The following is a 22,269-nucleotide window of genomic DNA, read 5'->3' on the forward strand; positions in this document are numbered from 1 at the left end:
TCGCGGAACAACCCGGCGGAACGCCGCGTACGCCTCCTCGTGGCCGGCAATCGCTCACGTGCGCCGAGCACGGACCCGCGGCGCCCTGCCGGGGCTCACGCCTTGAGCGCCGCCACCGCCGCCCTCGCCAGCCCGTCCAGGTATCCCTTCGGCAGCCCGCCCCGCACCACCACCAGCCGCCAGTACAGCGGTCCCACGATCAGGTCGAGGGCCCTGTCCGCGTCCGTGCCCTCGGGGAGTTCACCGCGGGCGACCGCTTCGCGGACGACCACCGCCGCCACGCCCTGCTGGCTGTCCAGCAGGGCCGCCTTGATCGCGTCCGCGATCTCGGGGTTGCGCGCCGACTCCACCAGCAGGTCGGGGATGACCTGCGAGGCGACGGGGTGCCGCAACGCGTGCGCCGCCACCTCCAGGAGCGCTCGCACGTCCCCGTGGAGGGAGCCGGTCGACGGTGCGGGCAGGCCCTGGACGGCGACGGCCGAGACCAGGTCCAGCACCAGCGACAGCTTCGACTTCCAGCGCCGGTAGACGGCCGTCTTGCCGACGCCCGCCCGCCGCGCGATCCCCTCGATCGACATGCGCGCGAAGCCGACCGCCGCCAGCTCCTCGAAGACGGCTTTGCGGATCGCGTCCGTCACCTCCTCGCGGAGCACGGCGGCTCCTGCCGGGGCGCGGCGCGGGGTTCCGGAGTCCGTAGGCATGGCCGGAAGCATACCCGTGACGACGAAACGGTTGCGTTCCGACGCGGGGCCGTCCTACCCTCGCCGTAGCGACGATACGGTCCCGTTCCGTCGAACTGCTTTCCGCCGTCACCTCGAAAGCGACTCCCGCGTGACCACAGCCATCCCGTCCCGGCCTTCCTCAGCCGCCCCCGCTCCGCCCACCGACCTCGCCGCGCTCGCCGCCCGCCACGGCTTGACCGTCAGCGGTGCCCGGCCCTCCCTCGGCGCGTACCTCCGCCGGCTCTGGTCGCGGCGGCACTTCATCACCGCCTTCGCCACGGCCAAGCTCACCGCCCAGTACAGCCAGGCGCGCCTCGGCCAGGTCTGGCAGCTCGCGACCCCGCTGCTCAACGCCGCCGTCTACTACCTGATCTTCGGCAAGCTGCTCGGCATCGGCGACGACGTCCCCGACTTCGTACCGTTCCTCGTCACGGGCGTCTTCATCTGGACGTTCACCGCGAACTCGATCATGTCCGGCACCCGCGCCATCTCCGGCAACATCGGGCTCGTGCGCGCGCTGCACTTCCCCCGCGCCTCCCTGCCCATCGCGCTCGCCCTCCAGCAGCTCCAACAACTGCTCTTCTCGCTCGGCGCGCTCGTCGCCATCCTGTTGTGCCTCGGCGAGTTCCCGATGCCCTCCTGGCTGCTCGCGATCCCCGCGCTCGTCCTCCAGGCCGCCTTCAACACCGGCCTGTCGATGGCCATGGCCCGGATCGCCGCCCGCACCCCGGACGTCGCCCAGCTCATGCCGTTCGTCCTGCGCACGTGGATGTACGCGTCCGGCGTGATGTGGTCCATCGACAAGGTCCTCGGCAGCGACCGGCTGCCCCACCTCGTGGCCGTCCTGGTCCGGTACAACCCGGCCGCGCTCTACATCGACCTCGTGCGCTTCGCGTTCATCGAGTCCTTCACCGCCGACCGGCTGCCCCCGCACGTGTGGGCCGCGGCCGCGCTCTGGGCCGCCGTCACCGGCGCAGGCGGTTTCCTGTACTTCTGGAAGGCAGAGGAGCGGTACGGCCGTGGCTGATCCGGCAGAGCCCGTCCCGACCGTCGTCGTCGACGGCGTCCACATCACGTACAAGGTCAACGGCGCCCGCACCGGCAGGGGCAGCGCCACCTCCGCGCTCAGCCGGATCGTCTCGCGCCGCGCCACGCCCGGCGTGCGGGAGGTGCACGCCGTCAAGGGCGTCAGCTTCGCCGCGTACAAGGGCGAGGCGATCGGCCTCATCGGCAGCAACGGCTCGGGCAAGTCCACCCTGCTCAAGGCCATCGCGGGGCTGCTGCCCACCGCGAAGGGCAAGGTCTTCACCCAGGGTCAGCCCTCGCTCCTCGGCGTCAACGCGGCCCTCATGTCCGACCTGACCGGCGAACGCAACGTCGTCCTCGGCGGCCTCGCGATGGGCATGACCCGTGAGCAGATCCGCGAACGGTACGACGACATCGTCGACTTCTCCGGCATCAACGAGAAGGGCGACTTCATCTCGCTGCCGATGCGCACCTACTCCTCCGGCATGGGCGCCCGGCTGCGCTTCTCCATCGCCGCCGCCAAGAGCCACGACGTCCTGCTGATCGACGAGGCCCTGTCCACGGGCGACGCCCGCTTCCGCCGCCGCAGCCAACAGCGCATCGAGGAACTGCGCAAGGAGGCCGGCACGGTCTTCCTGGTCAGCCACAGCAACTCGACGATCACCGAGACCTGCGACCGCGCGATCTGGCTGGAGGCGGGAGTCCTGCGGATGGACGGGCCCGCGAAGGAAGTCGTGGCGGCGTACGAGGAGTTCACCGGAGGGAGGAAGTGACGGCTGCGGGGTAGGCTCCCCTGCCGTCGGCGAGGGGGTCGGGATGAGGGGCACGCGTGGGCCGGAGCCGTTGCGGGACGAGGACCCGCGGGAGGTCGCGGGATACGTCCTCACGGCCCGTATCGGCGAAGGCGGCATGGGAACGGTCTTCCTCACCCGCGGCCGCGACGACGGCCTGCCCGTCGCGCTGAAGCTGATCCGCCGTGAGCACGCCGAGAACGAGAAGTTCCGGCGCCGCTTCGCCCGCGAGGTGGAGGCGGCGCGCGCGGTCCAGGGCCACCATCTGGTGCCCGTCGTGGACCACGACGCGGACGCGGAACGCCCGTGGCTCGCCACCCGTTACGTGCCGGGCCTGCCTCTCGACGAGGCGCTCGGCGAGTTCGGGCCGCTGCCGCTCGACTGCGTCCTGCGGCTGACGGCCTGCGCCGCCCGGGCGCTGAGCGCGGTGCACGCGGCCGGGCTGGTCCACCGGGACGTGAAGCCCGCCAACCTGCTGCTGACGGCGCAGGGACCGTGGCTGCTCGACTTCGGCATCGCGCGGGGCTGGGCACGGACGGAGTCCGGGGAAGGCACGTCCGCCCTGACGACGGTGGGGCGGATGGTCGGGACGCCGAAGTACATGTCCCCGGAGCATGCGCTGGGCCGGGCGCTGACACCCGCGTCGGACGTGTTCACGCTCGGCCTCGTCGCCGCGGAGGCGGCGACGGGACGCCACCCGTACGGCGAGGGCGGCGGCCTGGTCGTCGCGACCCGCATCGCGGGCACGGCCCACGAACCCCCGGACCTGAGCGCCCACCCCGAACCGCTGCGCCGCCTGCTGACCGCCACGCTCGCGCCCCGCCCGGAGGACCGCCCGGCGGCCGACGAGGTGGCGTCCCCGTGCACGCCGTCCCACCACTCCCCGGACTGGCTGCCGCGGTCCGTAGCGGCGGCGGTCACCGCGATCCACCGCTCCACCCACCCCCCGGACCCGCGCACCTCCCCCTGGCGCTGACCCCCGACCACGGCCGGCCGGCACCACCCAGCCACCACCCGGAGCCGCCGTAGGGCACCCGCTCCCCTTCACGAACGCACCCGGCGCCGCTGGCCTGGCGCGCCCCCCTTGAGCGGGCGCGGTCGCGCCCAGCGGCACGGCCCATGCCGGCCGGCACTTGCAGGAACTAGGGGCACTGCAAGCCGCCCGCGGCGCGAAGCCGCCGCCGGGGCGTGGGGCCCACGCCCCGGCACGCACAGGGGGTCCGGGGCGCAGCCCCAGTTACGGGAAAGGGCGGGGTGGGGGAAACCCACCCCGCCCAGGACACCCCGTCAGCGGTGCGCCCGCAGCAGCTGCCGCATCGTCCGCATCGCCACCGACAGATTCGCCAGATCGAACGTGTCCGACCCCTGGATCTCGTCGAGCGTCGACCGCGCCCGCCCCAGCAGCGCCGCGTTCTTCTGCTCCCAGGCCTTGAACCGCTCCTCCGGCGTCGAGCTGCCGTTGCCCACCGACAGAACGTCCGCCGTCAGCGCCGCGTGCGCCGCGTACAGGTCCTCGCGGATCGAGGCGCGGGCCATCGACTGCCAGCGGTCCGCCCGCGGCAGCTCGATGATCCGGTCCATCAGCTGCGTGATCGAGAGCCGGTCGGCGAGGTCGTAGTACACCTCGGCCACCGCCAGCGGCTCCTGCCCCGTACGGTCCGCGATCGCCACGATGTCCAGCGTCGGGAACGCCGACGAGAACCCGGCCACCCGCAGCGCGAGGTCCTCAGGGACACCCGCCGAGGTGAGCTCGTCCAGGATGCCCTGGTACCACTCGAGGTCCGCGCCGCGCAGCATCTTCGGCAGCGAGGCCCACACGTCCTCCACCCGCTCGGCGAAGAAGTCGACGGTCTCGGCCAGCTCCAGCGGCTGCGGCCGGTTGCCCAGCAGCCAGCGCGTGCCGCGCTCGACGAGCCGGCGCGAGTGCAGCCGGATACGCGTCTGGACGTCGGCGGCGACCGTGTTGTCCAGAGCCTCCACCGCGTCCCACACCGCGCCGAGACCGAAGATCTCGCGGGCCGCGGTCTGCGCCCGCACGATCTCCTCGATCGACGCGCCGGTCTCCTCCCGCAGGCGGTGCAGGAAGGTCGAACCGCCGGTGTTCACCGTGTCGTTGACCAGCACCGTGGTGATGATCTCGCGTCGCAGCGCGTGCGTGTCGATCGCGTCGCCGTACTGCTCGCGCAGCGGCTTCGGGAAGTACGCGTGCAGCAGCCGGCGCAGGTACGGGTCGTCCGGCAGCGACGTACGGATCAGCTCGTCGGCCACCGTGATCTTGGTGTACGCCAGCAGCACGGCAAGCTCCGGCTGGCTGAGCCCCTTGCCGGCGTTCAGCAGCTCGCGGACGTGGCGGTCGTTGGGCAGGAACTCCAGCGCCCGGTCCAGGTGCCCGTCCCGCTCCAGGCGCCGCATGAAGCGCTGGTGGGCGTGGAGCAGGGACGGCGACTGCGTGACCGCGTTCGCGAGGGCGACGTTCTGCGCGTAGTTGTTGCGCAGGACGAGCGCGCCGACCTCGTCCGTCATCTTCGCCAGCAGGTGGTTGCGCTGCTTGACCGTCAGATCACCGTCCGAGACCAGCCCGTTGAGCAGGATCTTGATGTTCACCTCGTGGTCGGAGGTGTCCACACCGGCGCTGTTGTCGATCGCGTCCGTGTTGACCTTGCCGCCGTGGCGGTCGAACTCGATACGGCCCAACTGGGTCAGACCGAGGTTGCCGCCCTCGCCGACGACGCGGACCCGCAGGTCCTCGCCGTTGACTCGGATCGCGTCGTTGGCCTTGTCGCCGACATCGGCGTGCGACTCGGTCGACGCCTTGACGTACGTGCCGATGCCGCCGTTCCACAGCAGGTCGACCGGCGCCTTCAGGATGGCCTTCATCAGCTCGGCGGGCGTCAGCTTGGAGACGCCTGAATCGATGCCGAGTGCCTCGCGCATCGCCGCGTTGACCGGGATCGACTTGGCGGTGCGCGGGTGGATGCCGCCGCCGTGCGACAGCAGCTCCGTGTTGTAGTCCGCCCACGAGGAGCGCGGCAGCTCGAAGAGCCGGCGCCGCTCGGCGTACGAGACGGCCGCGTCCGGCGTCGGGTCGATGAAGATGTGCCGGTGGTCGAAGGCCGCGACGAGCCGGATGTGCTCGCTCAGCAGCATGCCGTTGCCGAACACGTCACCGGACATGTCGCCGACGCCCACGACCGTGAAGTCCTGGGTCTGGGTGTCGTGGCCCAGCTCGCGGAAGTGCCGCTTGACGGACTCCCACGCGCCGCGGGCCGTGATGCCCATGCCCTTGTGGTCGTAACCGGCGGAGCCGCCCGAGGCGAAGGCGTCGCCGAGCCAGAAGTCGTAGGAGACGGCGACCTCGTTGGCGATGTCGGAGAACGACGCGGTGCCCTTGTCGGCGGCCACCACCAGGTAGGTGTCGTCCTCGTCGTGCCGGACGACCTGCGCCGGCGGGACGACCTCGCCCGCGACCATGTTGTCGGTGATGTCGAGCAGCGCCGAGATGAAGGTCCGGTAGCAGGCGATGCCCTCGGCGAGCCAGGCGTCACGGTCAACGGACGGGTCCGGGAGCTGCTTGGCGACGAAGCCGCCCTTCGCGCCGACCGGCACGATCACGGTGTTCTTGACCATCTGCGCCTTCACCAGGCCGAGGATCTCCGTACGGAAGTCCTCGCGCCGGTCGGACCAGCGCAGACCGCCTCGCGCGACCTTGCCGAAGCGCAGGTGCACGCCCTCGACGCGCGGCGAGTACACCCAGATCTCGAAGGCGGGGCGCGGAGCCGGCAGGTCCGGGATGGCCTGCGGGTCGAACTTCATCGACACGTAGCCGTGCAGCCCGCCGTCCTCCGTCTTCTGGAAGAAGTTGGTGCGCAGCGTCGCCTTGATGACGGTGAGGAAGGAGCGCAGGATGCGGTCCTCGTCGAGCGAGGCGACCTGGTCGAGCGCGCCGTCCAGCTCCTCCAGCAGTCCGTCGGTCAGCTCGGTGCCCGCACGCTGGCGGTCCGGCGACATCCGGGCCTCGAAGAGGGAGACCAGCAGGCGGGTGGTGTGGACGTTGTTGCGGAGGGTGTCCTCCATGTAGTCCTGGCTGAAGGTCGAGCCGGCCTGGCGCAGGTACTTCGCGTACGCGCGCAGCACCATGGCCTCACGCCAGTTCAGACCGGCGCCCAGCACCAGGGAGTTGAAGCCGTCGTTCTCGGCCTGGCCGGTCCACACCGCGGCGAACGCGTCCTGGAACCGCTCGCGGGCGTCGTCGGCGAGGTAGTCGCCGTTGCCGGAGTGCGGCATGCGCAGGCCGAAATCGTAGATCCACGCGTGCGTGCGGTCGGCGCAGCGCAGCTCGTAGGGACGCTCGTCGATCACTTCGACGCCGAGCCGGTTGAGGACCGGCAGCACGGCGGAGAGGGAGACCTGGTCGCCGATCCGGTAGATCTTGAAGCGGCGCTCGCCCGGCGCGGCGCCCACCGGCTCGTAGAGGGAGAGCGCGAAGTCGCGGCCGGAGCTCGTGAGCTGCTCCAGGTTGACCAGGTCGGCGACGGCGGAGCGCGGCGAGTGGTCGGCCTTGTAGCCCTCGGGGAAGGCGTTGCTGTACTTGCGCAGCAGCTCCGCGGCGCGCTCCTCGCCGGTCTCCGCGTTGAGCGCCTCGGCGAAGCCGTCGGCCCAGGAGCGGGCGGCCTCGACCAGCCGGGCCTCGATGCGCTCCTTGTCGGCGTCGGTGAGGTGGGTCAGCTCGGTGCCGGTCGCGACGCGCACGACGAAGTGCAGCCGGGTGAGCACCGACTCGGTGCTCATGAGGGTGAAGTCGACGCTGGTGCCGCCCAGCTCCTCCTTGAGGATGCCGGTCAGGCGCTCGCGGACGGTGGTGTTGAAGCGGTCGCGCGGCAGGTAGACGAGGGCCGAGTAGTACCGGCCGTACTCCTCCTGGCGCAGGTACAGCCGCAGCCGGCGGCGCTCCTGCAGGTACAGGACGCTGGTGACGATCTCGCGCAGCTCGTCGGGCGGGGTCTGGAACAGCTCGTCGCGCGGGTACGTCTCGAGGATCTGCAGCAGGTCGCGGCCGTCGTGACTGCTGGGCGCGAAGCCGGCGCCCTGGAGGACCTCGTCGACCTTGCGGCGGATGACGGGGACGCGGCGCACGGACTCGGTGTACGCGGCGGAGGAGAACAGGCCGAGGAAGCGGCGCTCACCCACGACGTTGCCCTCGGCGTCGAACTTCTTGACGCCGACGTAGTCCAGGTAGGACGGCCGGTGCACGGTGGCGCGGCTGTTGGCCTTCGTCAGGACGAGCAGCTTGTGCTCACGGGCCTTGGCGCGGGCGTCGGCGGGGAGCCTGCTGAACGAGGGGCTGACCGGGTGCGCCTCGTCCTCGCTGTGGTGCGGGTCGGAGCGCAGGATGCCGAGGCCGGTGCCGGGGACGGCGGCCAGCGCGTCGGAGTCGGTGAGCTCGTACTCGCGGTAGCCGAGGAACGTGAAGTGGTCGGCGGCGAGCCAGCGCAGCAGCTCGCGGGCCTCCTCGACATCCTGCTCGCGCAGGTCGTCGGCGGTCGGCTCGTTCGGCAGCTCGTCGGCGATGCGCAGCGCGCTGTCGCGCATCTTCTCCCAGTCCTCGACGGCCTCGCGGACGTCGGACAGGACGCGCAGCAGGTCGGCGGTGATCTGCTTCAGGTCGGCGCGGTCGGTCTCGCGGTCGATCTCGACGTGGATCCAGGACTCGACCAGCGCGTCGTGCGGCAGGCCCGTGGCGCTCGGCTCGGCCGGCAGCACCTCGATGAGCCTGCCGGTCACATCGCGGCGGACGACGACCTGCGGGTGGATCACGACGTGGATGCCGCGGCCCTGCCGGGAGAGCTCATTGGTGACCGAGTCGACGAGGAAGGGCATGTCGTCGGTGACGACCTCGACGACGGAGTGGCTGCAGGTCCACCCGTTCTCTTCCACGGTCGGGGTGTGGACCCGGACGTTCGCCGTGCCCTGGGGGCGGTTCTCGGCGAGCCGGTAGTGGGAAAGCGCCGCACCGAAGACGTCGACCGGGTCACGGTCGGTGAGGTCCTCGGGAGCGGTGTGCAGGTAGTAGCGCTGGAGGAACGAGAGCACGGTGTCCCGGTCGGGACGCTTCCCCTGCTCGGCCGCAGTCGGAAGGTGCCCCCCGACCGGGCTGTTCTCAGCTACCCGGGCAGCCCGTGCGAGCAGCTCGGCCTTGGCTTCGTCCAGCTTGGTCTGCATGTCCTCTGGCTCCTGTCGCGCGCCGTTGCGTGACGTAGGTGAAAGATGCTGCGGCGGAACGCCACGACGCGGGGTGTCCGGTCGCAGTCGACGTTATGCCGCGATGAGAGATGTCCGATCCGTTTTCAGCCGATTGAGGCGGGAAGGCCGGACAGAGAAGATCAGGTATCGCCCGGGCACGGTGGCACTCCGGGCGCAGGCCGGGGGCTTCGCTGCCCCCACGGCGTATCGCGCTGATCACGCCCCCAGGCTATCGCCCCTGACCCCCGAACCGTCATGAGCCGTATGTGTACAAAAGAGGGCCCGGAAGTTTGACACTCTGGACAGCGACACAGGCCCTTCTGGCAACCACTCACCGGGAGCAGCCATGACCACGAAGATCCTCATCGTCACCGGGGACGCCGCCGAGTCGCTGGAAGTCCTCTACCCCTACCAGCGGCTGCTGGAGGAGGGGTACGAGGTGCACATCGCGGCACCCACCCGCAAGAAGCTCCAGTTCGTCGTGCACGATTTCGAGCCGGGCTTCGACACCTACACCGAGAAGCCGGGCTACACCTGGCCGGCCGATCTGGCCTTCTCCGAGGTCGACACCGGGGCGTACGCCGCCGTCGTCATCCCCGGTGGGCGCGCCCCGGAGTACCTGCGCAACGACGCCGAGCTGCGCAAGATTCTCAAGGCCTTCTTCGACGCGGACAAGCCCGTGGCGCAGATCTGCCACGGTCCCCTGCTCACGGCGGCGATCGGCGGCGTGGAGGGCCGCCGGGTGACCGCGTATCCCGCTCTGGAACTCGACATGCAGGCGGCCGGAGCGTCGTTCAAGGACGCGGATGCCGTCGTCGACGGCACCCTCGTCTCGTCGCGAGCATGGCCGGACCACCCGGCCTGGATGCGCGCGTTCCTCGAGGTGCTGCGCGAGAAGGCGCCCGTCACGCGCGACTGACGGGCGGGCCACCGCCGCCCGGCCCCGGCCGGGCGGCTATCCCGCCGTCACGAGCTCCTCCGCCACGGCCACGGCCTCCTGCAGCGAGTCCACCACCGGCACCCCCGCCTTCTCGAGGCTGCCCCTGCTGTGCGATCCGCCCGTGTAGAGCACGGCCTTCGCCCCGACGTGGCCCGCCGCCACGGCGTCGTCCACCGCGTCACCGATGACCACGACGCGGTCGGGCGTCACGCCCTCCAGGGCGGCCAGATGGCGCACCATGTGCTCCGCCTTGCCCGTGGTCGAGGCGCCGACGCGCCCGTCCACCCGGACGAACCGCTCCTCGATGCCGTGCCGGCGCACGATCGGTATCAGGTGCTCGTGCGGGGCCAGGGACAGCAGCGACTGGGTCAGTCCGGACTGCTGCCGCCCCGCGAGCAGCTCGGCGGCGCCCGCCGCCAGACCGCATGCGTCGGCCCTCGCCCAGTAGTGCTTGTGGAAGGCGGCGTCCATGACGAGCCACTCGGCGTCCGTGGGCGACCGGCCCATCAAGCGCTCGTAGAAGCGCGGGACGGGCACGCAGTACAGCTCGCGGTAGCGCTCGAGCGTGATCTGCTCGAGCCCTGTTTCCGCGAAGGCGGCATTGGTCGCCTCGATGACCGCGGCGATGTCGTCGAGCAGTGTGCCGTTCCAGTCCCACACCAGGTGGGCGCTGTGGTGCCCCGAAGTCCCCATGGCGGGAAACGGTACCGGCCGGGTACGACAACGAGGCTCGAGCCCTCTTGGGGCCGGGTACGGCCACGGGGCTCGGGCCGTCTCTCAGCCGACGATGTTCGGGATCTCCTGCACGCCGTACCAGAGCAGCTCGTGGTCCTCGGCGCCGTCGACGGTGAACTGGGCGTCGTCGTCCCCGTGGTCGGCGGCGCCGAGCGCGTCCACCGCCGCGGTCACGTCGGCCACGGCGTCGTCGGCGTCGACATGGACGGCGGCGGCCTTGGACAGGGGAACGGCGTCGGCGATACGGACCTCGCCGAGCGCGCTCGCGTCGAGGACCCGGTCGGGATCGGCGACCGCGTCCTGGTCGCGCACGTCGACGGCGACGACGACACGGCGGCGGGCGGCCTCGGGGGCACCTGCCAGCAGGCGCAGGGAGGCGGCGGCGGCACGGCTGAGCGCCGCGTACTCCAACTCCTCGATGTCGTCGGAGACGTACCACTCGCGCAGGCCCGGGGTGACGGCGTACGCGGACAGCGGGCCGGGGCCGAGCTCGCCCGTCTTGTGCGCCTCTGCGAGACCGGGAAGGGTCAGGGGGACGTAGACGCGCATGGCTGGCCGCTTTCGTAGTCGGAATGCGCCCTCAGGATACGTGCGACGTCCCCCTTCGGGGGGCCGCCGGGGCCTCTCAGGGCGTCCACCGCGCGCACTTCCGGCACGACGCGCGCCCAGGCGTGCCATGGGCAGGTCCACCCTGATAGGTGATCCCCCAGGGCAGCCGACCGGAGCGCCGGGGTTGTTGCGGCCGGTCCGCGCGCGCCGTACAAGTTCCCCGTCGAAGCTACTTACCGGTATCCCTTGGGGAGCCAGGCACATCGGGGGCGATCTGCATGGACAGGACCCGGCCCGCAGGCCGACGCGACCAGCGAAGGCCCGCCGCGGCGGCGGCCACGGCGCTGACCCGCGCACGAGGCAGGCAGCACAAACCGCATTACTGGTTCGCCGACCGCCTGCTGGCGGTCCTGAGCGGCCAGCGCCCGGTCCACTGGATGCTCGGGCACACGATCGGCGAGGCGTACGAGCAACTGGTCCACCTGGCCCCGGGAGCGCCGCTGCGCCCGGCGGACCGCGTCATGCCGGTCGTCCGCCACTGCGGCGAGTTCCACCCGGGCCCGGGCGTGATCGAGGCGTTCGCCCGCATCGGCTCGGGCGACCGGGTCAGCGCGATGGCGTTCCGCCTGGAGCAGGGCTCGGACCGCCGCTGGCGCTGCGCAGCGGTGGAACTGGGCGGCGAACGCAACGCGACGGAGGGCCGCGCCTGACGGGGCGGGCCGGACCGCGAACGCGGCCCGGTCCGCTGGGGTGGCGGCCCTGATTGCGGCTCCGCGACCCGCCCAAGCGGGACCGCCTTGGCCGACGCGGACACAGACGCGTGCCGACGCGACCGACCGGCTCGGACCTCGCACCCGCCACAGGTGCCGGGACACGCCTGACCGAACCGGCCCGGCTGCGGAACCGGGCTCGGACCTCGCACCCGCCACACGCGCCGGGCACGCACCCGGCACGCCTCGCCGGACGGGCCCGGCTGCGGAACCGGGCTCGAACCTCGCACCCGCCGCACGCACCGGGCACGCACCCGGCACGCCTCGCCGGACGGGCCCGGCTGCGGAACCGGGCTCGCACCTCGCACCGCCACAGGTGCCGGGCACACTCGCGGCACGACCGACCGGACGGGCCGGGTACGGGACCGCCCGGTGGTACGGCGCAGGTGCGGGCCCCGCCTTGGGGCGAGGAGCAGCCGTTGGCCGGGCTGGTTCTCCAGCGGCGTGCGGTGGTGGACCCTGCCGTCGGTGCCACCCCCTGGGCGCGGGCCGCGGCGCAGCCCGTCACGTCGGCAGGGCGCCAGCGGCCGCGCAGTCGCGGGGACCCGGCCCGCTGGCGTAGGCCATGGCGCAACCCGTCGCGTCGGCAAGGCCCCGGCCCCCGTGGCGCGGTCGGCGGGGACAGACCTGGTAGCCCAGGCGCAGCCCGCCGACGAGGCGGGGCGCGCTCGCCAGAGGGCGACGCGCCGACCCAGCCGCCGCCCGGACACTCGATGGGCTCCGCCGTCACCACAGGGCAGGAGGGGCCGTCGACAGCCGACGCGCGTTCGGCCGAGGCCCGGCCCACGCACGCACGCACGCACGCAGCGGAGTGCCGCCCCCGGGCCCCGAGGCCCACCTCCCGGACCCGCCGGTCCAAGAAGCCCCAGCGCGGCCTCCACGGGGACCAGGACGTCACCGGGCGCACGAAGCCCTCCACCAGGCAGGCCGAGCCCCCTCCGCTGGTGCCGGGGCCCCACACGACACCGGGGCCGGACACCCCTCGGTGTCCGGCCCCGGATCGATCAACCCGCCGCGCTACTTCTTGCGGCGGCGGCCGCCGCCCTTCGCCGCCTTGCGGCGCTCCGCGCGGGTCATGCCGTCCGTCTCGGACCGCGGCCCGCCGTCGTTCTCGAAGTCGCCCTCGACGACGCCGCCCTCGCCGTCCACCGTCGGCGCCGAGAAGTGCAGGCGGTCCGGACGCTGCGGGGCCTCCAGGCCCTTCGCACGGATCTCCGGACGCGCCGCGCCCGCGGGCACCGCGTCCTCCTTGGCCAGCGACGTCTTCTCGGCGGCGTCCTGCACCGGGACTTCCTCGACCTGCTGCTCGACCTGGACCTCCAGGTTGAACAGGTAGCCGACGGACTCCTCCTTGATGCCCTCCATCATCGCGGTGAACATGTCGAAGCCCTCACGCTGGTACTCGACCAGCGGGTCCTTCTGCGCCATCGCGCGCAGGCCGATGCCCTCCTGGAGGTAGTCCATCTCGTAGAGGTGCTCGCGCCACTTGCGGTCCAGCACGGACAGGACCACGCGACGCTCCAGCTCACGCATGATGTCCGAGCCGAGCTGCTTCTCGCGCTCGTCGTACTGCGCGTGGATGTCTTCCTTGATGGTCTCGGCGATGAACTCCGCGGTGATGCCCGCCCGGTCGCCCGCCTCGTCCTCCAGCTCCTCGATCGTGACCTTCACCGGGTAGAGCTGCTTGAACGCGTTCCACAGGCGTTCGAGGTCCCACTCCTCCGCGAAGCCCTCGGCGGTCTCCTGGCGGATGTAGTCGTCGATGGTGTCGTCCATGAAGTGGCGCACCTGCTCGTGCAGGTCCTCGCCCTCCAGGACACGCCGACGCTCGCCGTAGATGACCTCGCGCTGACGGTTGAGCACCTCGTCGTACTTGAGGACGTTCTTGCGCGTCTCGAAGTTCTGCTGCTCGACCTGCGACTGCGCGGAGGCGATCGCCCGGGTCACCATCTTGTTCTCGATCGGGACGTCGTCCGGGACGTTCGCCATCGCCATGACGCGCTCGACCATCTGCGCCTTGAACAGTCGCATCAGGTCGTCGCCCAGCGACAGGTAGAAGCGGGACTCGCCCGGGTCGCCCTGACGGCCGGAACGACCGCGCAGCTGGTTGTCGATACGGCGCGACTCGTGCCGCTCGGTGCCCAGCACGTACAGCCCGCCGAGCTCCTTGACCTCGTCGTGCTCCGCCTTCACGGCCGCCTCGGCGCGCTCCAGCGCGGCGGGCAGGGCCGCGGCCCACTCCTCGACGTGCTCGACCGGGTCGAGACCGCGCTGGCGCAGCTCCGCCTCCGCGAGGTCGTCCGGGTTGCCGCCGAGCTTGATGTCGGTACCACGGCCGGCCATGTTGGTGGCGACGGTGACGGCGCCGCGGCGGCCGGCCTGGGCGACGATCGTCGCCTCACGGTCGTGCTGCTTCGCGTTGAGCACCTCGTGCTGGATACCGCGCTTGTTGAGCTGCTGCGAGAGGTACTCGGACTTCTCGACCGAGGTGGTGCCGACGAGGATCGGCTGACCCTTCTCGTGCTTCTCCGCGATGTCGTCCACGACGGCCGCGAACTTGGCCACCTCGGTCCGGTAGATCAGGTCCGACTGGTCCTTGCGGATCATCGGCTTGTTGGTCGGGATCGGCACGACGCCGAGCTTGTAGATCTGGTGGAACTCGGCGGCCTCGGTCATAGCCGTACCGGTCATGCCGGACAGCTTGTCGTACAGGCGGAAGAAGTTCTGCAGGGTGATCGTGGCGAGGGTCTGGTTCTCGTCCTTGATGTCCACCCCTTCCTTCGCCTCGATCGCCTGGTGCATGCCCTCGTTGTAGCGGCGGCCGGCGAGGATACGGCCGGTGTGCTCGTCGACGATCATGACTTCGCCGTCCAGGACGACGTAGTCCTTGTCCTTCTTGAACAGTTCCTTGGCCTTGATGGCGTTGTTCAGGTAACCGACGAGCGGGGTGTTGACCGACTCGTAGAGATTGTCGATGCCCAGCCAGTCCTCGACCTTGGCGACGCCCGCCTCGTGAATCGCGACGGTGCGCTTCTTCTCGTCGACCTCGTAGTCGCCGGTCTCCTCGATGCCCTTGAGCGGGTTGCCCGGCTCGCCCTTGGTGAGACGCGTCACGAGCTTGGCGAAGTCGCCGTACCACTTGGTGGCCTGATCGGCGGGCCCGGAGATGATCAGCGGCGTACGGGCCTCGTCGACGAGGATCGAGTCGACCTCGTCGACACAGGCGAAGTTGTGACCGCGCTGGACCAGTTCGTCCTTGGACCACGCCATGTTGTCGCGCAGGTAGTCGAAGCCGAACTCGTTGTTCGTGCCGTACGTGATGTCGCAGTTGTACTGTTCGCGGCGCTGCGCGGGCGTCATGTTCGCCAGGATGCAGCCGACGGTCAGGCCGAGGAACTTGTGCACCCGGCCCATCAGCTCCGAGTCACGCTCGGCGAGGTAGTCGTTGACCGTGATCAGGTGGACGCCCTTGCCCGACAGGGCGTTCAGATACGCGGGGAGCGTACCGACGAGGGTCTTGCCCTCACCGGTCTTCATCTCCGCCACGTACCCGAGGTGGAGCGCGGCGCCGCCCATCAGCTGGACGTCGTAGTGGCGCTGACCGAGAACGCGCTTGGCGGCCTCGCGGACGGTCGCGAAGGCCTCGGGCATCAGGTCGTCCAGGCTCTCGCCGTCGGCGTGACGCTGCTTGTACTCCTCGGTGAGCGCACGCAACTCGGCGTCGGAGAGGTTGACGAAGTCCTCTTCGATGGAGTTGACCTGGTCCGCGATGCGGTGCAGTTTGCGCAGGATCTTGCCTTCGCCTGCACGCATGAGCTTGTTGAAGACGGACACTGAGGCTGGTCTCCTTGCCGGTCGGGCCTGGCACTGGGTCGTGTGACGGACACTGGCGCGGGCACGGCAGGTGGTCCCCACCGCACCGGCCATCGTAAGCGAGGACACCGCCGGGTCGGGAGGTCCATCGTCACGCGGCCCTGCCGTCCGCCCCACAGGAGAACGCACGGGAGGCGCCGAAGGTGCCGGGGAGCGGCCAAAAGTGCTCGCATCGGGCGGCGGAGGTGTCCACAATCCCGGCATGGAGCCGATCACACTCACCACCGAGCGCCTGCTGCTGCGTACCTTCACGGCCGAGGACACCGAGGCCGTCTACCAGTCCTGCCAGGACCCGGACATCCAGCGGTGGACGACGGTTCCGTCGCCGTACGAACGACAGCACGCCGTCGAGTTCACCGAACACATGGTCCCGGACGGCTGGAGCAACAGCACCATGTGCACCTTCGCCGTGCTGCCGCGCGGGGGCGGGCCTCTGATGGCCTCGGTCGCGGTCACTCTGCGCACCTTCTCGGGCACGTGGGAGATCGGGTTCTGGACCGGCAAGGAGCACCGCGGGCGCGGAGTGATGGCCGAGTCCGTCGCCGCCGTCTCGCACTGGGCCTTCATGCGGCTCGGCGCCACCCGGCTGGAATGGCGGGCCGAGGTGGGGAACAAGGGGTCCCGCGCGGTCGCCGAGAAGGCCGGATTCCGCATCGAGGGCGAGCTGCGCGCCGCCCTGCTCAACAAGGGCACCCTCCGTGACGTGTGGATCGGCTCCCTCCTGCCCTCCGATCTGGGCCTGACGAGTGCCCACCCCTATCTGCCCTCCGGTACGTGACCACAGGCCCCGGGCCGGTTGTCAGTGGCGGCCTCTAGGGTGCCCATCATGACCACGCTGCCACCGCCCGTCATCGACCTGTCCGCCGACGAGGCGCGCCGCATCGCGCTGCGCGCCCAGGGGCTCCTCGGCGCGCCGGACCGGCGCGGTGGCGTCCGCGGCGTGCTGCGCCGTCTCGGAGCGGTGCAGCTGGACACGATCTCGGTGCTGGCACGCTCGCACGAGCTCATCCCGTACGCGCGTCTGGGCGCCGTGGGCCGAAAGACGGTCGAGGACGCGTACTGGACGGAGAGCCACGGCTTCGAGTACTGGTCGCACGCAGCCTGCATCCTCCCCGTCGAGGAATGGCCGCACTTCGCCTTCCGCCGCCGCGCCTACCGCTCCCGCCCGCACTGGCACCACGACCTGCCGGACGGCGCGTACGACACGGTGATCAAGCAACTGCGCGCCGAAGGCCCGCTCACCGCGACCGAGTTGGGCGGCGCGAAGAACGGCGGCGAGTGGTGGGACTGGTCCGCCTCCAAGGTCGCCGTCGAGCGTGCGCTGATGTACGGGGAGGTGGTGTGCACCGAGCGGCGCAGCTGGAAGCGGGTGTACGACCTCGCGGAGCGGGCGATCCCGGACGCCGTCCTGCACGACGACCTGGATGACACGGAGTGCCTGCGCCGCCTCGTCCGCCTGGCCGGCCAGGCCCTGGGCGTGGGCACCCGGGCGGACATCGCGGACTACCACCGGCTCAAGGGCGAGCAGTTCGACGCCGTGGTCGCGGACTCAGGTCTGGTGCCGGTCACGGTCGAGGGGTGGGACAAGCGGGCATGGGCCGACCCCGCGGCCCTCGCGTCCCCGCCGCGCGGCCGGCATCGGACGACGCTGCTCTCCCCGTTCGACTCGCTCATCTGGGAGCGGGCGCGCACCGAGCGCCTCTTCGGCTTCACCCACCGCCTGGAGGCATACGTCCCCAAGCAGAAGCGCGTCCACGGGTACTTCGCGATGCCGCTGCTGGCGGGCGGGCGGCTCCTCGGCCGGGTCGATCCGGCACGCGAGGGCAGGACGCTCGTGGCCCGGCAGGTGTCCCTGGCCGGCCCCAGGGCGGTCGCCCCGATGGCGCAGGCGCTGCGCGAGGCGGCCGAATGGGTGGGGTGCGACGCCGTCCGCGTCGAGAAGGCCGACCGTCCCGAGCTCGCGGCGGAGCTGGTCCGGGCCCTGGGCTGACGCGCCCGGCACCGCCGCGGGTGTCAGCGGATCTCGAGGATCTTCTCCCGCATCGCGTACACCACGGCCTCCATCCGGGAGTGGAGCTGCAGCTTCTCCAGGATGTTGCGGACGTGGTTCTTCACGGTGTTCTCGGAGATGAACAACTCCTTCGCGATGTCGCGGTTGTTCATCCCCGTGGCGACGAGCTTGAGCACCTCAAGCTCCCGGTCGGTCAGCCGGGGGGCGGGCACCAGCCTGCGCTCGTCGGTGCGCTGGATCATCGACTTGAACTCGGTGAGCAGCTTGGAGGCCATGGAAGGACTGATCTGCGACTGGCCGTCGGCGACGGCGCGGATCGCGGTCGCGACCTCGTCCGTGGAGATCTCCTTGAGGAGGTAGCCCGTGGCGCCGGCCTTGATCGCGTCGTAGAGGTCGGCCTCCTCGTCGCTGATCGTCAGCATGATGATCTTGGCGCTGGGGGCCACCTCCTTGATGGAGGTGCATGCCTCGATACCGCCGCGCTTGGGCATCCGCACGTCCATCAGCACGATGTCGGGCAGCAGGTCGGCCGCCTTGTCCACCGCCTCGGCCCCGTCGCCGGCCTCGCCCACGACCTGGATGTCCTCCTCCTGCTTGAGGACGATCTCCAGCCCTCGCCGGAAGAGCGCGTGGTCGTCCACCACGAGCACCCGGATCGGCTCGGCCTCGCCGGAGCCGTGCGACTCCTCCGCCTCGGTGTCGACGACTGCCGGGCGGCCGCCCGTTTCGCTGTGCACCGGCCCGAAGCTGTCCGCCATCGTTCCTCCCCCTGAAGGCCGTGGCCCGAAGATCATGTCTGGTCTGCCAACCTCAGTGCGACGCAGATCCGTTGGCTTGCCACGTCATGCTTTCATGCCCGGACGACAGAGCGGTGATCCAGTGGTCGCACGATGGTGCCCCTGGGGGCGCACAGGCGCTCCAGGGGCACCACTTCACTCGCTGACGGGGCTCAGTACGCGCCGGGGTCAGCCGCCCAGCGCACCTCCGGCTCCACCTGCCTCGGAACCGGCAAGCGGGTCGGTCTCCAGGCGGATCACGCCGTAGTCGTAGGCATGCCGCCGGTAGACGACACTGGGCTGCTTCGTCTCGGAGTCGACGAAAAGATAGAAGTCATGGCCGACCAGCTCCATCTCGTAGAGAGCCTGGTCGAGCGACATGGGCGCTGCCGTGTGCAGCTTCTCGCGGACCACCAGCGGTCCCTCGCCCTGTACTTCGAGCGACCCGATCCTGGTGGTAGGAATGGATTCCGTCGCCTCTTCGGCGAGAGTCTTGCCATTGGCGTTCAACTCGGCGACGCCGGGCACCACATCGGCCACCTCTGCCGCCGACAGCCGACCGGTGCCGCGCCGGGTGTGGCGCTTGTCGTGCTGCTTGCGAAGCCGTGCCTCCAGCTTGCCGGTGGCGAGGTCGAGCGCTGCGTACGGGTCGGCGGCGGATGCCTCCGCCCGGATCACCGGGCCGCGGGAGCGAAGCGTGATCTCCACGCGGTCGGAACGGTCTGCCTGCCGCGGGTTGTGCTCCTTGGACACCTCGACGTCGAGGCTGATCACCTTGCCGTCGAGCTTCTGGATCTTGTCCAGCTTCAGCTTCTCGGCCACGTGCTTGCGGAACCGCTCGGGCACCTCGGTCTTGCGGCCCTTGACGACGATGTCCACGCAGAACTCCGTTCCCGGATCGCTCCGACGGCTCACCAGCCGCGGAGCATCTCCCTCTTGCACCAGGCTCCGGTGATCACCGGGGCCTCGGACTTGGCGACTTTCACCTCCTCCTCCCCAGTCGACAAGATCCCCACCCCACCCAATTTCGAGGGTGTCCCTGTCCCGAATCCCCGGCCGAGAAATCGGCAGCGCATTCGGTGAGGTTCGGGCATCGCCATTCCTCACAACCGAACATAGCTCGCTCGGACGGATGTCGGCACCCGCTACCCGAAGGTACCTCCGATCAGGCGTTTTTGCCCTCTCACTACCAGCAACGATGCAAGTTCCTCGCCAGTTCCGGTTTATTCGAAGGACAGCGGTGGCACGGCCACGACTGCCGCGCTCGGCCGTACGAATCGCGGACCCGGCACCTCCTCCACGGCACTCAGTGCCCTCGCCGCCTCCACCAAAGAAGCACCGGTCGTCATGACGTCGTCCACCAGCACTGCTGTACCGCCCTTCAGCAGCCGCGCCGCCCCTTCCCTCAGCCGCAGTGCCCCCGAGAGATTGACGAGCCTCTCGCGGGCGGTCAGCCCCGCCTGATCGGCCACCGGCCGGTGCTGGCGCAGGAGCGGGAGCACCTGCGCGGGGCACCCCGTGCGACGCAGCTCGGCCGCGGCCGCCAGCGCGATCCGGCGCGCCGGATCATGACCGCGGGCCCGCACCGCCCTGCGGGCGGACGGCACCGGCACCAGCAGCAGCGCTCCGTGCGCCGCGGCGTGGGGCCGGGCAGATGCCCGCACCGCTCCCGCGAGGGCCCGGCCCAGCGGCCGGGAGAGCCCCAGCGCACCCCGCTCCTTGTGCGCGAGCAGCACGGCCCGCACGGCATCGGTGTACGCGCCGGCGGCATGCACCACCGGCAGGCCCTCCGGCTCCGGCACCGGTCTCGCGCGCCGTGCCGGCCTCCCGTACAACGCGGCCGCGCAGCGCTCGCACAGCTCGGTACGCGGCCTGCCGCAGCCGCCGCAGGCGACCGGCAGCACCAGACCGGAGATCTCCCGCCACCATCCCCGCACGGCAACCACTGTGCCGAGCCCCCCGCCCGCGGGCCACCCCTGTGGACAACGCGCCCGTAGCCGCCCCCGGACGGAGAAAGGCCCCTGTCACCCGGGATAGACGGGTGACGATCCCTTCTCGACCACCGTCTGCCAGTTCGCTCCGGCCGGAAGACGCACGATGCCGTCCTCCTCCGAAAACGCCACCAGCGGCCTGTTCTCGTCGTCCGACGCGGCGACCGCCTTCACCTGGTTCAGGCCGGGCAGGATCGCGTTGGGAGACGTGGACCCGTCGGTCTGGATGTAGCGCACCTGCTGGACACCGCCGGACTCCTTGCCGACCACGACCAGCCGGCTGGGACCCGCCCAGGACACCGCCGTCACCGTCTCCAACTGGGGAGCCGCCTGACGCAGTTCGGTCACGGTCACGGCGAGATCGTCGCTGGGGCCGTGCCGCTCCACGCGTCCGATCTTCAGCGTCGTCCTGCCGTCCTTCGTCAGCAGCAGCGCCACGCGTACACCGTCCGCAGACACCTTCACCGCCTCGATCCGCGCACCGTCCAGACCGGGCACGATCTTGACGTCCTGAGGGGTCTCCTCACCGCCGGGCACCCGCATCAGCGCCGGATCGGCGGCGTCCCGGTCCGCGACCCACAGGTCTCCCCTGCCGTCCCAGCTGGGTGCGGACAGACGGTTGTCGCCCCTGCCCCGGCTGATCACCAGGGGACCGCCCAGCTCCGTGTTGGAGGTGATGGACGCCACGAACAGCTTGCTCCCGTCGGTGGAGACCGCCGCCGCCGTGCGCTCGTCACGGGAGACCGCCACCGAACTCATCGACACACTGCCGTCGCCGAACGGCCCCGGCACGTTCTGCGGCGCGCCGATCTCCTTGGTTCCGGCCGCGAGCAGCGCCAGGCGGTGCTTCTCGTCGACGAAGTACTGGTTGTCGTGGGCGCCCCAGCCGTGGTCCGGCGCGTACTCCTCGGCCTGGACGGCGGTGAGCACGCACAGCTGGCTGCCGTCCGACCGCAGGAGCTCCACCTGCTCGGCACGCGAGGACGACAGGTCCTTGAGCGTGAAGAGGATCTGGGCGGCCATCCTCGTGCACTGGGGCCGGCCCACGCCGGACGCCCTGTCGTTGAGCGGGACCTTCAGTCCGTTCCGGTCGTCGAACGACAGCGACCTGGTGCCCTTCTTCAGGGCCGTGCCCGTCGGGAAACGTGACTCGACGACCGGCTTCAGCCAGTTCGTCGGGCCCTCCAGCAGCGCGGAGACGGCCTGCGTCACCGGGTCCTGCCGGGTCACCGGGTCCTGCCGCTGCCGGATGTAGACGGGATCGGCCACCATGACGCTCCGCCCCGAGGCGAAGTAGTACTTGTTGACCGAGACGTAGTTGCGCTCGAAGTCCGACGCACCGAGCAGCAGACCGGGCGGCAGACTGTCGATCCGCCACTCCTTGCCGTCGGGACCGCTCTGCCGGGACAGGTGAATGGTCCTGCGGTAGTCCGCGGGCGTCACGGGCTGATAGGCGCGCTGCGAATCCACCGTGGCTATCTGGCGGCCGAACAGCGGGTAGTTCATCCCCGGGTTGTCCCGGCCGCCGAGGACCGGCATGCCGGGCACGGGCGCGGCCTCCAGTACCGTCGTGCTCGCCTCGGGCCGCCACTTCCGCGACGTCTCCGGCGTGAGGTACGAACGGGCCGTGGCGAAGTTCGAGTCGTCACTGGTCATCGCTTCCAGGAAGCCCGTGACGATCTCGTCGGGCGTCGCGCCCTTGCGCGGCTGCACGGCATACACCCGGACCTGCGAGTCGCCGCGCTGCGACGCCTTCACGGGGTGCACGTCGCCGCTGTCCGGCATCGACGCGCACCCGGCGATCAGCACTCCGCTCGCAGCGAGCAGCGCCACCGCACGTGCCCC

General features: G+C 70.9%; 16 protein-coding genes. 7 read left to right on the plus strand and 9 right to left on the minus strand.

Going from position 1 to position 22,269, the window contains the following annotated elements:
• Window positions 1-95: 95 nt before the first annotated feature.
• Window positions 96-713 (minus strand): TetR/AcrR family transcriptional regulator, encoded by a 618-nt coding sequence (locus AB0K02_RS28130; RefSeq protein WP_365995333.1) that lies wholly within the window; start codon window positions 711-713, stop codon window positions 96-98.
• 118 nt (window positions 714-831) lie between these two features.
• Here AB0K02_RS28130 and AB0K02_RS28135 point away from each other — a divergent pair, with 118 nt between their 5' ends.
• Genes AB0K02_RS28135 through AB0K02_RS28145 form a run of 3 tightly spaced genes read left to right on the plus strand, consistent with a single transcriptional unit; the run spans window position 832 to window position 3,515 of the window.
• The gene (locus tag AB0K02_RS28135; RefSeq protein ID WP_365995334.1) at window positions 832-1,749 is read left to right on the plus strand and encodes an ABC transporter permease; all 918 of its coding nucleotides are present in this window, start codon (window positions 832-834) and stop codon (window positions 1,747-1,749) included.
• Window positions 1,742-2,521, plus strand: a complete 780-nt coding sequence (locus AB0K02_RS28140; RefSeq protein ID WP_365995335.1) for an ABC transporter ATP-binding protein — start codon at window positions 1,742-1,744, stop codon at window positions 2,519-2,521. Before AB0K02_RS28135 ends, AB0K02_RS28140 begins: the two co-directional genes overlap by 8 nt.
• A 43-nt stretch (window positions 2,522-2,564) precedes the next feature.
• Complete coding sequence (locus AB0K02_RS28145; protein ID WP_365995337.1) at window positions 2,565-3,515, plus strand: serine/threonine-protein kinase; 951 nt, start codon at window positions 2,565-2,567, stop codon at window positions 3,513-3,515.
• 311 nt (window positions 3,516-3,826) lie between these two features.
• Here the strand turns inward: AB0K02_RS28145 and AB0K02_RS28150 are convergent, their stop codons facing one another.
• On the minus strand, window positions 3,827-8,758 hold the full coding sequence (locus tag AB0K02_RS28150) for an NAD-glutamate dehydrogenase (protein WP_365995338.1): 4,932 nt from the start codon (window positions 8,756-8,758) through the stop codon (window positions 3,827-3,829).
• A 367-nt stretch (window positions 8,759-9,125) separates the two neighbouring features.
• Between AB0K02_RS28150 and AB0K02_RS28155 the strand changes: the two genes are divergently transcribed.
• Window positions 9,126-9,698 carry a DJ-1/PfpI family protein gene (locus tag AB0K02_RS28155; RefSeq protein ID WP_365995339.1) on the plus strand — a complete coding sequence of 191 codons (573 nt, stop codon included), beginning with the start codon at window positions 9,126-9,128 and terminating at the stop codon, window positions 9,696-9,698.
• A 36-nt stretch (window positions 9,699-9,734) separates the two neighbouring features.
• Here the strand turns inward: AB0K02_RS28155 and AB0K02_RS28160 are convergent, their stop codons facing one another.
• Both AB0K02_RS28160 and AB0K02_RS28165 read right to left on the minus strand, forming a co-directional pair.
• Window positions 9,735-10,412, minus strand: coding sequence for an HAD family hydrolase (locus AB0K02_RS28160; RefSeq protein WP_365995340.1), 678 nt, complete (start codon window positions 10,410-10,412; stop codon window positions 9,735-9,737).
• A gap of 84 nt (window positions 10,413-10,496) precedes the next feature.
• Window positions 10,497-11,003 (minus strand): hypothetical protein, encoded by a 507-nt coding sequence (locus AB0K02_RS28165; RefSeq protein ID WP_365995341.1) that lies wholly within the window; start codon window positions 11,001-11,003, stop codon window positions 10,497-10,499.
• Window positions 11,004-11,281: 278 nt separating this feature from the next.
• Between AB0K02_RS28165 and AB0K02_RS28170 the strand changes: the two genes are divergently transcribed.
• On the plus strand, window positions 11,282-11,713 hold the full coding sequence (locus tag AB0K02_RS28170; protein WP_365995342.1) for an Rv3235 family protein: 432 nt from the start codon (window positions 11,282-11,284) through the stop codon (window positions 11,711-11,713).
• A 1,077-nt stretch (window positions 11,714-12,790) separates the two neighbouring features.
• Here AB0K02_RS28170 and secA read toward each other — a convergent pair.
• A complete protein-coding gene (gene secA / locus AB0K02_RS28175; RefSeq protein WP_365995343.1) occupies window positions 12,791-15,607 on the minus strand; it encodes a preprotein translocase subunit SecA in 2,817 nt (938 codons plus the stop codon).
• A gap of 241 nt (window positions 15,608-15,848) precedes the next feature.
• Between secA and AB0K02_RS28180 the strand changes: the two genes are divergently transcribed.
• Both AB0K02_RS28180 and AB0K02_RS28185 read left to right on the plus strand, forming a co-directional pair.
• The gene (locus AB0K02_RS28180) at window positions 15,849-16,424 is read left to right on the plus strand and encodes a GNAT family N-acetyltransferase (RefSeq protein ID WP_365995344.1); all 576 of its coding nucleotides are present in this window, start codon (window positions 15,849-15,851) and stop codon (window positions 16,422-16,424) included.
• A 48-nt stretch (window positions 16,425-16,472) separates the two neighbouring features.
• Window positions 16,473-17,636: a crosslink repair DNA glycosylase YcaQ family protein gene (locus AB0K02_RS28185; RefSeq protein WP_365995345.1), complete on the plus strand. Its 1,164-nt coding sequence runs from the start codon at window positions 16,473-16,475 to the stop codon at window positions 17,634-17,636.
• A gap of 23 nt (window positions 17,637-17,659) precedes the next feature.
• Here AB0K02_RS28185 and AB0K02_RS28190 read toward each other — a convergent pair whose 3' ends face one another.
• The 4 genes from AB0K02_RS28190 to AB0K02_RS28205 form a co-directional block, all read right to left on the minus strand.
• Window positions 17,660-18,415, minus strand: a complete 756-nt coding sequence (locus AB0K02_RS28190) for a response regulator transcription factor (protein WP_365995346.1) — start codon at window positions 18,413-18,415, stop codon at window positions 17,660-17,662.
• Window positions 18,416-18,622: 207 nt separating this feature from the next.
• Window positions 18,623-19,312, minus strand: a complete 690-nt coding sequence (gene raiA / locus AB0K02_RS28195) for a ribosome-associated translation inhibitor RaiA (RefSeq protein WP_365995347.1) — start codon at window positions 19,310-19,312, stop codon at window positions 18,623-18,625.
• A gap of 344 nt (window positions 19,313-19,656) precedes the next feature.
• Window positions 19,657-20,370 (minus strand): ComF family protein, encoded by a 714-nt coding sequence (locus AB0K02_RS28200; RefSeq protein WP_365995348.1) that lies wholly within the window; start codon window positions 20,368-20,370, stop codon window positions 19,657-19,659.
• An 87-nt stretch (window positions 20,371-20,457) separates the two neighbouring features.
• A complete protein-coding gene (locus tag AB0K02_RS28205) occupies window positions 20,458-22,209 on the minus strand; it encodes an LpqB family beta-propeller domain-containing protein (protein WP_365995358.1) in 1,752 nt (583 codons plus the stop codon).
• Window positions 22,210-22,269 lie beyond the last annotated feature (60 nt).

It is taken from the genome of Streptomyces sp. NPDC049597 (assembly GCF_040675505.1).
Lineage (GTDB): Bacteria > Actinomycetota > Actinomycetes > Streptomycetales > Streptomycetaceae > Streptomyces.

Excerpts from the sequence above, each read along its gene's own strand:
- AB0K02_RS28205 (WP_365995358.1), bottom strand. The coding sequence starts at position 22,209 with ATGCCGGACAGCGGCGACGTGCACCCCGTGAAGGCGTCGCAGCGCGGC.
- AB0K02_RS28185 (WP_365995345.1), top strand. The coding sequence starts at position 16,473 with ATGACCACGCTGCCACCGCCCGTCATCGACCTGTCCGCCGACGAGGCG.
- AB0K02_RS28130 (WP_365995333.1), bottom strand. The coding sequence starts at position 713 with ATGCTTCCGGCCATGCCTACGGACTCCGGAACCCCGCGCCGCGCCCCG.
- AB0K02_RS28145 (WP_365995337.1), top strand. The coding sequence starts at position 2,565 with ATGAGGGGCACGCGTGGGCCGGAGCCGTTGCGGGACGAGGACCCGCGG.
- AB0K02_RS28180 (WP_365995344.1), top strand. The coding sequence starts at position 15,849 with ATGGAGCCGATCACACTCACCACCGAGCGCCTGCTGCTGCGTACCTTC.
- AB0K02_RS28150 (WP_365995338.1), bottom strand. The coding sequence starts at position 8,758 with ATGCAGACCAAGCTGGACGAAGCCAAGGCCGAGCTGCTCGCACGGGCT.
- AB0K02_RS28190 (WP_365995346.1), bottom strand. The coding sequence starts at position 18,415 with ATGGCGGACAGCTTCGGGCCGGTGCACAGCGAAACGGGCGGCCGCCCG.
- AB0K02_RS28170 (WP_365995342.1), top strand. The coding sequence starts at position 11,282 with ATGGACAGGACCCGGCCCGCAGGCCGACGCGACCAGCGAAGGCCCGCC.
- AB0K02_RS28165 (WP_365995341.1), bottom strand. The coding sequence starts at position 11,003 with ATGCGCGTCTACGTCCCCCTGACCCTTCCCGGTCTCGCAGAGGCGCAC.
- AB0K02_RS28160 (WP_365995340.1), bottom strand. The coding sequence starts at position 10,412 with ATGGGGACTTCGGGGCACCACAGCGCCCACCTGGTGTGGGACTGGAAC.
- AB0K02_RS28155 (WP_365995339.1), top strand. The coding sequence starts at position 9,126 with ATGACCACGAAGATCCTCATCGTCACCGGGGACGCCGCCGAGTCGCTG.